Here is a 14,139-nt window from a genome sequence, read left to right as displayed (position 1 = left end):
GCGGTCGTCGGACCGCGCCCTTTTTTTGTCTTCCGGACGGACGCCTGTTACTGCGTCGGCGTCAGATATTTGTTCAGCCAGCCGAACACCTCATTGTGCCATTGCAGGCTGTTGACCGGCTTCAGCACCCAGTGGTTTTCGTTGGGGAAGACGATCAGGCGGCTGTCGATGCCGCGCCGTTGCAGGGCGGTGAAGGTCGACAGGCCTTGGGCGGTCGGGATGCGGAAGTCGCGGTCGCCCTGAACCACCAGCATCGGCGTCTTCCAGTTATCGACGTGGTTGGCCGGGTTGAACTTCTGATAGCCCTCCGGCTTGTCCCAGGGCGTGCCGCCGTATTCCCATTCGGTGAACCACAACTCTTCGGTCGAATAGCCCATGCCGAAGGTGTCGAAGACGCCGTCGTGATTGACCAGGCACTTGAATTCGTTCGACCAGTTGCCGGCGATCCAGTTGATCATATAGCCGCCGTAGGAGGCGCCCAGCGCACAGGCGTTGTCGCCGTCCAGGAAGCTGTATTTCGCCTGAGCCGCCGCCCAGCCCTTCTGCAGGTCTTCCAGCGGGCGGTCGCCCCAGTGCTGGCTGATCGCGTCGGTGAAGGCCTGGCCGTAGCCGGTCGAGCCGTGGAAATCGATCATCACCACCGCATAGCCCGCGCCCGCATAGGTCTCGGGGTTCCAGCGATAGGACCAGCCGTCCCCGAACGAACCTTGCGGCCCGCCGTGGATCAGGAAGGCGACCGGATATTTGCGGCCCTCCACGTATCCAGCCGGCTTGATGACATAGCCGTGGACTGTCTCGTTGTTCCAGCCGGCGAAGCTGAACTGCTCATACTCACCAAATTGCTTGGCGGCGAAGGCGGGGTTGGACTGCGTCAGACGACGCGGCATTTCGCGACCCAGATAGGTCTTGAAATACAGGTCGCCCGGCTCGCGCAGGCTGTCCTGGGCGAAGACGAAGCCCGACGGCGTCTGCTGGAAGGCCGAGACGTGGCCCGCGCCCGTGATCGGCGTGACCACGCCGTTGCGCGTATCCACCGAAAACAGCTTGGTCGAGCCGACGTCGCCTGCCGTCGTGTACAGCGTCTGCCCATCGCGCGACCATTGCAGCGTGTCGGCCGAGCGATCCCAGTTCGAGGCGATCTCGCGCTTCTGGCCCGTTTCGACGTCCATCAGCACGATCTGATAGCGATCGGCCTCGAAGCCCGGCCGCGCCATGGCGCGATAGGCCAGGGTCCGTCCGTCCGGCGAGAAGACCGGGCCGGTGTCCCAGGCGTCGTTGCCGTCGGTCAGGTTGGTGAAGGTGCCGTCGCCCGACAGGCCGTTGGTCTTCCACAGGTCGAAGTTGGTGCTCCACGGCTCGGTCTGACCGGCGAGACGCGCGGAGAAGACCACGGCGTCGCCCGCCGGCGTGAAGACGAACTCGCTTTCGTCGCCGAAGGGTTTGGAGGGCGTGTCGCCGTCAAAGCCCTTGGTGATCCAGGTCGGCGTGCCCGTAGCCTTGCCGTCGCGGCCGATCGACTGGACGAACAGGTGGTTCTGGGTGTGGTCGTTCCAGGTGTCCCAGTGACGCACGAACATGCGGTCATAGACCTGGCCCGTCGTTTTCTGCTCGGCGATGGCCTTGCCCTGTTGGACCGAGGCGTTCAGGTCGGCCGCGTTCGGATAGACGGCCAGCGACACCGCCACCTTGTCGCCCGAAGGGCTGATCCGATAGGCGTTCACGTCGGTGGGCAGGTTCGTCACCTGAACCGGCGCCGACGTGGGCGAGGCCACCCGCCAGACCTGGCTCGCGCCCGACTTGCCCGACAGGAAATACAGATTGCCGTCCCCGCCCCAGCGCGCGGTGTTGGCGCCCTGATCCGAGATGGCCAGGCGGCGCGGCGCCGTGTCCGGTGCGTTCAGGTCCAGGATCCACAGGCTGCCGGCGCGGCTGTTGGCCTGAACATCGGTGGTCGTGACCGAATAGACGACATAGCGGCCGTCCGGCGACACCTGCGGATCGCCCAGCCGATTGGCCGAGATCATGTCCTGATAGGTGAAGGCGTCAGGCGTCGCGGGCGCGGCCGGAACCGGCGCGGGCGGCACCTGGGCCAGGGCAGGCGCGGCGCTCATCAGCGCAACAGCCGCGCAGGCGGCGGACAGAAGGGAACGGTGACGCATCAAGATCTTCCTCGCGAAGCTTTCTGGCCGCGAGGCGTAGCACCCTGCCAAGGCGCGTCAATGGGTCGCTCAGCCCGCCGGCGCCGTATAGCGACCGACCCAATCCAGGATTTCCTGCTGCCAGTCGACCCAGGTCCGGGGTTTCAGCACCCAGTGGTTCTCGTCCGGCACATGGACGAAGCGGCTGGGCACGCCCTGACGCTGAAGCGCCGAGAAGGTCGCCAGCCCCTGCTCCATCGGCACGCGGAAGTCCTTGGAGCCATGCAGCACCAGCATCGGCTTGTTCCAGTCGCCGGCATAGGTTTCAGGGTTGAAGGCGTCATAGACGGCCTTGCGCTCCCAGCTCGGACCGCCGAACTCCCAGATGAAGTTGCCGATATCCATGGCGTTCATCAGCTGGGGTACGTCGAACACCCCGGCGTGGTTGACCAGGCAGCGCCACGGCCCATTCCACTTTCCGGCGATCATATTGACCATATAGCCGCCGTAGGAGGCGCCCAGCGCACAGGCTCGGTCGCCGTCGATCCACGGATTGTTCGACAGCGCCGCCGCCCAGCCCTTCTCCAGGTCCTCCAGCGGCCGGTCGCCCCAATGGTCGTTGATCGCGTCGGTGAAGGCCTGGCCGTAACCGGGCGAGCCGTGGAAGTTGATCATCACCACAGCATAGCCCGCCGCAGTATAGACCTGCGGATTCCAGCGATAGGACCAGTTTTCGGTCCAGGGCGATTTCGGCCCGCCGTGGATCAGATAGACCGCCGGGTAGCGCCGGCCCTCGACCGCGCCCGCCGGTTTGAACACCCAGCCCTGCACCGGCTCATTGTTCCAGCCGGCGAAGGTGAAGGCCTCGCCCTTGGGCAGGTCCATCTGCGCCAGCACCTCGGCGTTCTGGCGGCTGATCTGGCGGGGTTCGCCGCGCGTCTGAACAAAGATCTGGGTCGGGGCGACGAAGCTTTCGTGGGCATAGGCCAGGACCCCGGCCTTCTCCTCATAGGCGCCAACCGTGCCGTTTCCGGTCAGGAGCGTGATCCGGCCGGTGCGGGCGTCGACCGAGAACAGCCGGTTCTGGCCCTCGTCCGCCGCCGAGACCAGCAGCGACCGGCCATCGGTGCGCCATTGCAGGCCGCCCGCGCCGCGATCCCAGTCGGTCAGCTTCCTCGCGCCGGAGCCATCGGCGTCCGCTACCCAGACCGCCGCCTGATCCCCGCCGACGTTCTCTCGCGGCGCCGACAGCCAGGCCAGTTGGCGACCGTTCGGAGAGAAGACCGGATTGCCGTCCGATCCCTTGTTGCCTTCCGTCAGATTGACCGGCGTCCCGCCATCTAACGCCACGCGGAAGACGTCGCTGTTGCTAGTGAAGGGTTCGCCCGCCCCTTGCGTCTGCGTGCCGTAAACAAGGGTTCGGCCGTCCGGCGAAATGTCGAAACTGGAATCGCCGGCCGAGACATCGGCATCGAGACCCGCCAACAGGTCGCGCGGTTCGCCGCCACTCAAACCAGACCCGTTCAGCGGCTGGACGAACAGATGGGTGCGGCGCGTATCGACCCAGTGGTCGAAGTCGCGCAGCGGCAGACGGTCATAGGACTGGATCGTCGATTTGCCCCGGGCATCCAACCGCGTCTTGGTGCAGGCCAGGGTGTCGCAATCGACGAAGACCGAGACGGCCAAGACCAGCGACCTGCCATCCGGCGCGATGCGGAAGCCCGACACGTCGAAAGGCAGGGTCGTCACCTGGGCCGCCGCCATCCCGGCCGCATCCGTGCGCCAGACCTGGTTCGATCCGCCCCGCGACGACAGGAAATAGATCGCCCCGCCGTCCGGCGCCCAGCGCGCGCCCGAGGCGCCGCCTTCCGAGATCGCCAACTTGCGCGGCTCGCCGGACTGTTGACCGGGGGCGACGTCGGCCAGCCACAGGCCGTTGACGCCCTTGTTGCCGTCCCAGTCGGTGGTGCGCACGGCATAGAGGATCTGGCGGCCGTCCGGCGAGACGCGCGGCTCGCTGACCCGCTCCATCATCGCCAAATCTTTCAGCGACAGGCCGCGCGATGCGGGCGCTTGGACGGCGGGGGCGGCGGCCGGCGCCGGCGAGGCCTGCTGCGCCAGGCTCGGCGCAGCGGCCAGGATCAGGCTTCCAAAGGCGACCGCCGCCATCCAGCGTGTACGCGTCATGTCTTCATCCCCCACAGCTTTTCGACAGTGATAGGGGCCGCCCGTCCGATCGCCAAGCGTCCACGACGCCGCGCATCTTGCCCCCTCCGACCGAACCGGCGACAAGCGATCTTTCATGACCGCCGCCACCCTTCCCGCCCGCCGTCAGCCCCACATCGTCGATGTGCTGATCGCCGAACGCGCCCCGCGCCTGACCGCCTCGCCGTTGTGGCCGGTCGTGCGGCCGGCGCTCTACGGCGTGCTGGGCTATGGGGCGGCGGTGCGGATGGCCGACGCCATACGCGACCTGTCGGGGACCGAGACCTTCGACTACGTCTCGGACCTGCTGAGGCTGAAGGTGACGACGACGAACCTGGACCGTCTGCCGGCGAGCGGCCGTTGCGTCGTCGTCTGCAACCACCCCACCGGCATAGCCGACGGGGTCGCCGTGTTCGACGCGATCAAGCAGCGGCGCAGCGACATGATCTTCTTCGCCAACGCCGACGCCATCCGCGTCTCGCCGCGATTGGACGAGACCATCATCCCCGTCGAATGGGTCCACGACAAACGCACCCGCGAAAAGACCCGCGCCACACTGAACGCCGCCAGGGAGGCGTTCGAGGCTGAACGCTGCGTCGTCATGTTCCCCGCCGGCCGTCTGGCGCGCGAGAAGAACGGCGTCCTGACCGATCCCGGATGGGCCCCGACCGCCGCTTCGATGGCGCGCAAATACGATGCGCCGGTCGTACCCATGCACGTCACCGGCCCGTACAGCCGGCTGTTTCACCTGTTCGACAAGGTCTCGCAGGAGCTGCGCGACGTGACCCTGTTCCACGAGTTGCTGAACAAGGAAGGCAAGCCGTTCGGCGTCGATGTCGGCCTGCCCATTCCCGCCGATCGGCTGGACGTGGACGCTGGCAAGGCCACCGAGGCGTTGAAGACCTTCACCGAGCGGACCCTGGCCGCCGACCACGACGCGGTGTTTCCATGAAGATCGCCCTGACCGACGCCGAGGCCACCACCGCCTTGGGCCAGGCCATCGCCCCCCTGCTGGCGGCGGGCGACAGTCTGCTGCTCTACGGTCCGCTGGGCATGGGCAAGTCGACCCTGGCGCGCGGCCTGATCCGCGCCCTGACCACGCCGGATGAGGACGTGCCCAGCCCGACCTTCACCCTGGTTCAGTTCTACGAAAGCGACCCGCCCGTCGCCCATTTCGACCTCTACCGCCTGACCCGGCCGGAAGAGGCGTTCGAGATCGGGCTGGACGAGGCGCTGGATGAGGGATGCGCCGTGATCGAATGGCCCGAGCGTCTGGGCGACGATCCTGGCCGATTCTTAGGAGCGGACCAGCTGATTATCGAAATCTCCGAACAGGGCGACGGCCGCCTTGCGACCGTTTCCGGCGTAGGCCGATGGGAGACGAGGCTGAAGGATCTGCATGTCTGACCGCGAAACCCTCCGTCTCGACTTCCTGAAGGCCGCCGGCCTGGCCGACGCCGCGCGCGCCCCCCTTCCCGGCGACGCCTCGACGCGGCGTTATGAGCGGCTGACGCCTGAGACTGGCCCGACCCTGATGCTTATGGATCAGGCGCCCGCCGCCGAAAGCCAGCCGTGCGATCCAGGCTGGACGCCCGAGCAGCGCCACGCCGCAGGCTGGAACGCCGTCGCCCGCCTATCCGCTGGCCGGATCGAGGCCTTCGCCGCCGTCGCCGCCCATCTGAAATCTCTGGGCCTGTCCGCCCCCGAAATCCCGGCCTTGGACGCCGCCAACGGCCTGGCCGTGCTGGAGGATTTCGGCGACGACCTTTTCGCCCGCGTGATCGAGAGCGGCGCCGACGAGACGCCGCTTTATCTGGCCGCCATCGAGGCCCTAGCCGTTCTGCACGAGGCCGGCGCTCCGCCCGAAACCCTGCACGGCCCCGGCGGCGACTGGCCATTGCTGACCTATGACGAGACGGCGCTTCAGGGTGGGGCCGACCTGTTCGTCGAATGGTTGCCGAAGCTCGACGACCGCGTTCGCTTCGACGCCGCCGCCGTCGCCGACTGGCGCGCCGCCTGGGCGCCAATCGTCGCCTCCGGCGCGGCTGGGGCCTCGGTCATGGCCCACCGGGACTATCACGCGGAGAACCTGATCTGGCTGCCAGAGCGCGACGGCCCGGCCCGCGTCGGCATGATCGACTTCCAGGACGCAGTGCGCGCCCACCCGTCGTGGGACCTTCACTCCCTGCTGCAGGACGCCCGCCGCGACGTGTCGCCGGCGCTGGAGGCCGAGGCCCTGGACCGCTATTTCGCCTTGCGCCCCGGCGTCGACCGCGCCGCCTTCATGGCCGACTACTCAGGCCTCGCCGCCCTGAACGAGGCGCGGATCATCGGCATCTTCGCCCGCCTGATCGCGCGCGACGGCAAACCGCGATACCGCCAGTTCCTGCCGCGCATGTGGCGCCATCTGAACGCCAATCTGGAACAGCCGGCCCTGGCGCCCGTCGCCGGCTGGTTCGACCGTCACGTTCCTGCCGAGGTGCGCGCATGACCGCTCCGAAGACCGCAATGGTCCTCGCCGCCGGCCTGGGCACCCGCATGCGCCCTCTGACCGACGACCGACCCAAGGCGCTGGTCGAGGTCGAGGGCCGCGCCCTGATCGACCATGTGCTGGACCGTCTGGCGGACGCCGGCGTCGAAAAGGCCGTGGTCAATGTTCACTGGTTCGCCGACCGACTGGAAGCGCATCTGGCGGCGCGCGGCCAAAATCTTAAAAATCGGGGCCCTGAAATCGTGATTTCCGACGAACGCGCCGAACTGCTGGAGACCGGCGGCGGGCTGAAGAAGGCCCACGCCCTGCTGGGCGACGATCCCGTCTTCGTCGCCAATATCGACAGCGTCTGGATCGACCGAGGCGACGCCCTCACTGATCTGATCCGCCTGTGGAACCCTGAGACGATGGACGCCGCCTTGCTGCTGGCCCGCCGCGAAGGCTCCATCGGCTTTGAGGGCGACGGCGATTTCTTCATGGCCGACGATGGAAAGCTGACCTTCCGTGGCGACGCCCCGTCCGCGCCGTTCGCCTATATGGGCGTCCACATCACCCGGCCGGGCTATGCAGATCGCGGCCCCGACGGCCCCTTCTCCCTCAGCCCCCTTTGGCGCAAGTCCGCCGCTGAGGGACGTCTGTTCGGCTGTGTCCTGGACGGAGACTGGATGCACGTCGGCGACCCGCAGGCGCGGGATGAAGCCGAGGCGAAACTGGCGGGAGAGGCGTGAGCGTCTTCGATCCCTTCCTCGGCGACACGCCGCGCTGGTACGCCATCCCCGCGCACCGGCCGTTCCTTGAAGACCTGGCCGCCGGCGTCCTGGCCTGGCTGGGCGATCTGCCGCCCGAAACCCTGTCGGACGCCACCATCCTGTTGCCCAACCGCCGGGCCGCGCGCGCCTTCACCGGCGCCCTGTCCAAGCTGTCGCAGGGTCGCCCCATCCTGCTGCCTCAGGTGCGGCCGCTAGGCGATCTGGAGGAGGACGAGCCGCCGTTTACGCCCGGCGCCCTGGGTCTGGACCTGCCGCCCGCCATCCCCGCCCTGACCCGCCGGTTCGAGATGGCGCGGATGATCGTCGAACAGTTCGATGCGTCCCTGAGCCCGATGCGCGCGCTGGACCTCGCCGATGCGCTCGGCGGCTTCCTCGATTCCTGCCAACTGGAAGAGGTTCAGAACCCGGAGCGGATCGCGACCCTGGTCGACGGCGAAATGGCCGAACACTGGGAACGGTCGGCCGAGTTCCTGGGCTTGGCGGTCGAGGCCTGGCCGAAGCGTCTGGCCGAACTGGGTCTGGTCGATCCGGCCTGGCGTCGCGCGACCCTGCTGCGCCGCCTCGCCGACCTGTGGGACCGCGAGCCGCCGCGCCAGCCCGTCATCGCCGCCGGTTCGACCGGCACCGTCCCCGCCGCCGGCGACGTCCTGAAGGCCGTGGCGAGGGCGCCGCTGGGCTGCGTCGTCTTGCCCGGCCTCGACCTCGATCTAGACGCCGGCGTCTGGGACCGGCTGGACGAACAGCATCCGCAAAGTGCGATGAAGCGGCTGCTGGACCGCTGCGAGATCGCGCGCGAAACCGTCCGCCCCTGGTTCCGTCCCGCCGTTCCTGCGGCCGTCGAGGCGCGCGGCCTGGCCCGCCAGCGACTGGTCAACGAGGCCCTGCGTCCCGCCGAGGCTACCGACGACTGGCGCCGCGCCATCCGCGACATCCGCTCAGCCGCCGCCGCGCGCAGCGAGGCGCGCGACCCCATCGCCGAAGGGCTTCAGGGCCTGTCCCTATTGACCGTCCGCGCCGAGGAAGAGGCCGCCGCCGCCATCGCCCTGATGATGCGCGAGACGTTGGAAACGCCGGGCAAGACCTGCGCCTTGGTCACGCCAGATCAGGCCCTGGGCCGTCGCGTTACCGCCCGGCTGGAGCGCTGGGGCGTCATCCCCGATTCGTCCGCCGGCGCCCCTCTGTCGCGCCTGCCCGCCGGCGCCCTGGTCGATCTGTGCGCCCGCTGGATCGCCGATCCGGTCCAGCCGCATCTGCTGCTGGCCGTCGTCAAACATCCGCTGGTCCGGTTCGACCTGGGCGACGCCTCTCAAGCGGCAGCCGTCGCCGCGTTGGAGGAACACGCCCTGCGCGGCCCCCGTCCACGCGACTTCGCCGCCATCCATCGCCGTCTGCTGGAAGCGGTGCAGCCCGACCGGCGCGGCAAGGCGCCGCCGGAATGGAAACAGGTCCGGCTGTCGGCCGCGACCCGCCTGGTCGATCAGCTTCAGGCCGCCGTCGAGGCCGCGACCGCCGTGTTCACCCCCGATGCGGGTCTGAACGTCGCCGCCTCGGCCCTGACCCGGCTGATCGAAACCCTGGCCGGCCAGAACGCCTGGGCCGGCCCCGACGGTGAGGCGGCCGCCGCCCTGTTGTCCGGCCTGATCGACGGCGGGGCGTCGCTCGGCCTCATCCGCCGCGGGGAACTGGCCGAACTGGTCACGTCCCTGGTCAAGGAAAACGTCGTGCGCACCGGCGGCGCCACCCATCCGTCGCTGCGTATTCTCGGGGCCATCGAGGCGCGTCTGGTCAGGGCGGACCGGATGATCCTTGCCGGGCTGGAGGAAGGCGTCTGGCCCCAGGCAGCCCCGACCGATCCCTTCCTGTCGCGCCCGATGCGCAAGGCTCTGGGCCTGCCCCCGCCCGAACGCCGCCTGGGCCAGACGGCGCAGGACTTTGTCCAGGCCGCCTGCGCCGATGAAGTCATCCTGATCCACAGCGAGCGGCGCGGCGGCCAGCCCGCCGTCCGCTCGCGCTGGTTGTGGCGACTGGAGATGCTGACGCGCGGCGCGAACGCTGTCGAAACGCCCGTCGCCATCGCCCGCCCGGCCGCCGTCATCGACTGGGCCCGCGCCCTGGATGCGCCGCCGCCCGGCCCGCCGCAGTTCGCCAAACGCCCAGAGCCGCGCCCGCCCGTGCATCGCCGTCCGCGCAGCCTGTACGTCACCCGTATCGAACGCTGGGTGCGCGATCCCTACGCCATCTACACCCTGTGGGTGCTGGGGCTGGAGGCGATGGAGCGGCCCGGCGCGTCTGCCGAAGCGCTCGCTCGGGGCAACGCCGTCCACGCCGCCATCGAGCGGCTGACGCTGGACTGGCCGAACGACCTGCCCGACGACTGCGAGGCCATCCTGCACGACCATCTGCTGCGCGAACTGGGCGCGCGCGGGTTCGAGGATGCGGCCATGGCGCGTGAGGCGCCGCTGGCCCGCAACTGCGCCCGCTGGCTGACCGAGTTCGAGCGCCGGCGTCGGGCGCGCGGCGTCGATATCCTGGTGGAACAGCAGGGGACGATGACCTTCGACGCCCCCGCTGGCCCCTTCACGGTCAAGGCCTTCGCCGACCGGATCGAGCTGGCGTCCGACGGGGCGGCGGTCATGGACTTCAAGACCGGGGCGGCGCCGTCCGCCAAACAGGTCAAGTCCGGCTTCGCGCCGCAACTGACCCTGACCGCCGCCATCCTGGCCGACGGCGGCTTCAAGGACACCAACGGCCCGGTCACGCCCGACGAACTGACCTATGTCCGCGTGGTCGGGCGAAAGACGGCGGGCGAAGTCGTCACCCGCGCCTCGGGCCTTGAGGCCGCCGACCTGGCGCAGGCTGCGCTGGACGGGCTGAAGCGTTGCGTCGAACGGTTCGACGACGAGAACACGCCTTACGTCTCCTGGGCCGCGCCCCAGTTCATGGGCAACCACGGCGGCAACTACGATCATCTGGCCCGTGTCTGGGAATGGTCTGTGATCGGCGACGGGGACGAAGAATGAGCATCCCCCCTCAGATCGTCGCCGCCGATCCGCGCCTGACCGTCTTCGTCACCGCCAACGCCGGTTCGGGCAAGACAACCACCCTGGTCAACCGGGTGGCGCGGCTGCTGCTGGATCAGGTCGATCCCGGCGCCATCCTGTGCGTCACCTACACCAAGGCCGCCGCCGCCGAGATGCAGGCCCGGCTGTTCGACCAGCTCGGCGGCTGGGCCGTGCTGGACGACGCCGCACTGTCGCGCGAACTGGCCCGGCTGGACGACGGCGACCCGCAGGCGATGGATCACGCCGCGCTCTCCCGCGCGCGCAAGCTGTTCGCCCGCGCGCTGGAGACGCCGGGCGGGCTGAAGATCCAGACCATCCACGCCTTCTGCGAAAAGCTGCTGCGGCGATTCCCGCTGGAGGCCGGGGTCTCGCCCCGCTTCACTGTGCTGGAAGACCAGGCCGCGACCGCCCTCAGCCACGCGGCGCGTGAAGATCTGGCCCGCGCCGCCGTCGCCGATCCGGACGGCCCCATCGGCCAAGCCTACAGCCATTTCGCCGTCGAGCTGGACTGGCAGCGGTTCCAGGCCCTGCTGTCGATGATCGAGGCCAAGCGCGCCGATCTGCTGGACTATATCGACCGTGCCGAGGCCGGGACCGCGCCCGATCCCTGGTCCTTGACCGGCGCCGAACGCGACCGCAGCCCGGAGGATTTGGAGCGCGATTTCGTCGCCTTCATCGATCCCGGCGAGTGGAACCGCATGGCCGAGGCCATGGAAACCGGCTCGGCCAACGACAAGAAGATCGCCGACGCCATGAGCATCGCCGCCCCGCCCCATGCCGGGTTCGCGGCCCTGGCCGGGGTCTTCTGCACCCTGGCGGGCGAACCGCGAAAGAGCATGGGCACAAAGTCGGCGCCGCAAGGCGCGGTCGGCTGGCTGCTGGACCTTCAGACCAAGTTCCTCGCCACGCGCGAGGCTCTGCGCAAGGCCAAGGTCGCCGACGATACGGTCAAGGTCCTGACCCTGGCCCGCGCCCACGCCGCCTTTTACGAAGCCGCCAAGGCCCAGCGTGGGGCGCTCGACTTCCCCGACCTGGTCGCGCGCGCCGCCGCCCTGCTGACCCAAAACGGGGCCGCCGCCTGGGTGCTGTACAAGCTGGACGGCGGGGTCGATCACGTCCTGATCGACGAGGCCCAGGACACCGCCCCCGAACAATGGGCCATCGTCCGCGCCCTGACCGGCGAGTTCTACTCCGGCGAAAAGTCCGGCCGCACCGTCTTCGCCGTCGGCGACGAGAAACAGTCGATCTACTCCTTCCAGGGCGCCCGGCCGGAGCGGCTGCGTCAGGAACGCGGCGCCTTCCTTGCCCTGGCCGAGGGCGCCGGCGAGCCCTTCGCCGGGCCGGAGTTGAACACCTCCTACCGCTCGACCGAAGAGGTGCTGGCCTTCGTCGACGCCGTCTTCGCCGATCCCGACCGCACCCGCGCCCTGACCGGCCCCCAGGGCGACATCGCCCGCCACATCCCCGCGCGGGTAGGCCAGCACGGCGCCATCGACCTGTGGCCCCTGTTCCTGGACGAGCCCGCGCCCGAAAACGACGCCTGGGACGATCCGGTCGATCAGGAAAGCGCCGGCAGCGCCCGAAAACGCCTGGCCCGCGATCTGGCCCGCGAAATCCGCCGCCAGGTCGAAAGCGGCCTCGCCGTCTTCGATCGCAGCACCCGCGACCTGCGCCCCGCCGGCTATGGCGACTACATCATCCTGGTCCGACGTCGCGACGCGACCTTCGAGGAGATCATTCGGGCGCTGAAGACCGAAGGCGTGCCCGTCGCCGGCGCGGACCGGCTGAAACTGTCCAGCCATATCGTCTTCGACGACCTGATCTCGCTGGCGCGTTTCGCCCTCTTCCCCGACGACGACCTGTCCCTGGCCGAGGTGCTGCGCAGCCCGCTGTGCGATGTGGACGAGGACGGCCTCTACGCGCTGGCCGGGCGCGAGAACCGCAAGGCCGGCCAGCTGTGGCGCGACCTGCGCGACCGGGCGCACGAACGCCCCGAATGGGCCCGCGCCCGCGATGCGTTGCAGGCCGCTATAAATGCACGCGGCGGCGACCCCTTCGCCTTCTTTTCCCAGGCCCTGAACCGGGTGGACGACACGGGACAGTCCGGCCGCGCCCGCATCCTGGCCCGGCTGGGGCGCGAGGCGGAAGAAGCCATCGACGAGACCCTGAACCAGGTGCTGGCCGCCGAGAACCGTGGCGCGATCGATCTGGAGACCTGCCTGGCCCAGTTGGAGGCCGCCGACGTCGAGGTGAAGCGCGAACTGGAGGGCGCGCGCGGCGAGGTCCGCGTGATGACTGTCCACGGCGCCAAGGGTCTGGAGGCGCCCATCGTCATCCTGCCCGACACCACCATGAAAGCGAAGGCGCAAGGTCCGTCCCTGATGCCCGCGGTTACGCCAGAGGGCGAAGGCGAGGCCTGGCTGATGGCGCCCGGCTCGGCGAAGGACGACTGCCCGGCCTCGGCCGACGCCCGCGCCGCGCGCCAGGGCCGCACCGACGACGAGACCCTGCGCCTGCTCTATGTCGCCCTGACGCGCGCCCGGGATCGCGTCATCGTCATGGGCCGCGCCTCAAGCCGAGGCGCCGAGGCCGGCAGCTGGTGGTCGATCCTCGAGGAAACCTTCGACCGCTTGGGCGATCAGGTGCGCGAGATCGACAACGGCGTGCGTCGCTATGGCGTTGATCCCGAGCGTCGCCCGGTCGCCGCCGATAACGTCCGGTGCGCTGCCGCCCTGCCCGCCTGGGCCGCCTCGCCGCCGCCGGCCGACGCCGCCGCCCGCTTCGCCTCGCCTTCGCGGATGGAGGGCGGCGCGATCCGCATCCCCGCCCCCTCGCCCCTGGCCCGCAGCGCGGCGGGCGGGGCATCGCTGGGGCGGTTCCGGCGCGGAGACCTGATCCACCGGCTGCTGGAACGCCTGCCCGAGATCGCGCCCGCCGACCGCCCCGACGCCGCCCGTCGCCTGCTGGCCCGCGAGACCGATCTGGACGAGGTCCAGCGCGCCGAGATGATCGCCGCTGCCTTTTCTGTGCTAGACGACGCCCGTTTCGCCCCGGTCTTCGGTTCCGGCTCCCGCGCCGAGGTCGCCCTGACGGGATCTGCGCCCGACCTGCCGCCCGGCGTCGCCATCAACGGCCGCATCGACCGGCTGGTGGTCACGCCTGAGAAGGTTCTGGTCGTCGATTACAAGACCAACCGCCCTGCGCCAGACGCCGTCGAGGCGGTCGATCCCGCCTATGTGCTGCAGGCCGCCGTCTATGTCGCCGTGCTGAAGCGCCTCTATCCCGATCGCCCGGTCGAGGCCGCCCTGGTCTGGACCGACGGGCCCAAGCTGATGCCCATTCCCGAAACCCTGCTGGCGGCGGCGCTCGCGGGCAGTTGAATTGCCCGCGATTCGCTCCCACATCTGCGACCGAACCCGGACGCTCCGGCCAACATCAACCTGCGCTCAAGCAGCGAGGCGCCGCGCGCCGAG

Annotated in this window: 8 protein-coding genes; 6 read left to right on the top strand and 2 right to left on the bottom strand. The window is 69.4% G+C overall.

Annotation, left to right across the window (positions count from 1 at the left end):
• Window positions 1-47: 47 nt before the first annotated feature.
• Window positions 48-2,159, bottom strand: coding sequence for a S9 family peptidase (locus tag ASF81_RS08925; RefSeq protein WP_055807797.1), 2,112 nt, complete (start codon window positions 2,157-2,159; stop codon window positions 48-50).
• Window positions 2,160-2,228: 69 nt separating this feature from the next.
• Window positions 2,229-4,325, bottom strand: coding sequence for a S9 family peptidase (locus ASF81_RS08920; protein WP_055807795.1), 2,097 nt, complete (start codon window positions 4,323-4,325; stop codon window positions 2,229-2,231).
• A gap of 115 nt (window positions 4,326-4,440) precedes the next feature.
• Between ASF81_RS08920 and ASF81_RS08915 the strand changes: the two genes are divergently transcribed.
• Genes ASF81_RS08915 through addA form a run of 6 tightly spaced genes read left to right on the top strand, consistent with a single transcriptional unit; the run spans window position 4,441 to window position 14,046 of the window.
• Window positions 4,441-5,295 carry a GNAT family N-acetyltransferase gene (locus ASF81_RS08915; RefSeq protein WP_055807793.1) on the top strand — a complete coding sequence of 285 codons (855 nt, stop codon included), beginning with the start codon at window positions 4,441-4,443 and terminating at the stop codon, window positions 5,293-5,295.
• The gene (gene tsaE / locus ASF81_RS08910) at window positions 5,292-5,750 is read left to right on the top strand and encodes a tRNA (adenosine(37)-N6)-threonylcarbamoyltransferase complex ATPase subunit type 1 TsaE (protein WP_055807791.1); all 459 of its coding nucleotides are present in this window, start codon (window positions 5,292-5,294) and stop codon (window positions 5,748-5,750) included. Before ASF81_RS08915 ends, tsaE begins: the two co-directional genes overlap by 4 nt.
• Window positions 5,743-6,834: an N-acetylmuramate/N-acetylglucosamine kinase AmgK gene (amgK, locus tag ASF81_RS08905; RefSeq protein ID WP_055807789.1), complete on the top strand. Its 1,092-nt coding sequence runs from the start codon at window positions 5,743-5,745 to the stop codon at window positions 6,832-6,834. The genes tsaE and amgK overlap by 8 nt, the downstream gene beginning before the upstream one ends.
• Window positions 6,831-7,562: an N-acetylmuramate alpha-1-phosphate uridylyltransferase MurU gene (gene murU, locus ASF81_RS08900; protein ID WP_055807786.1), complete on the top strand. Its 732-nt coding sequence runs from the start codon at window positions 6,831-6,833 to the stop codon at window positions 7,560-7,562. The genes amgK and murU overlap by 4 nt, the downstream gene beginning before the upstream one ends.
• On the top strand, window positions 7,559-10,624 hold the full coding sequence (addB, locus tag ASF81_RS08895) for a double-strand break repair protein AddB (RefSeq protein WP_055807784.1): 3,066 nt from the start codon (window positions 7,559-7,561) through the stop codon (window positions 10,622-10,624). The genes murU and addB overlap by 4 nt, the downstream gene beginning before the upstream one ends.
• The gene (addA, locus tag ASF81_RS08890) at window positions 10,621-14,046 is read left to right on the top strand and encodes a double-strand break repair helicase AddA (RefSeq protein ID WP_055807782.1); all 3,426 of its coding nucleotides are present in this window, start codon (window positions 10,621-10,623) and stop codon (window positions 14,044-14,046) included. The genes addB and addA overlap by 4 nt, the downstream gene beginning before the upstream one ends.
• Window positions 14,047-14,139: the final 93 nt, after the last annotated feature.

This window comes from Brevundimonas sp. Leaf168 (genome assembly GCF_001423685.1).
GTDB lineage: Bacteria > Pseudomonadota > Alphaproteobacteria > Caulobacterales > Caulobacteraceae > Brevundimonas > Brevundimonas vesicularis_C.
The sequence above is the reverse complement of the archived record's forward strand: the minus strand, read 5'-3'. Positions and strand labels throughout refer to the sequence as shown.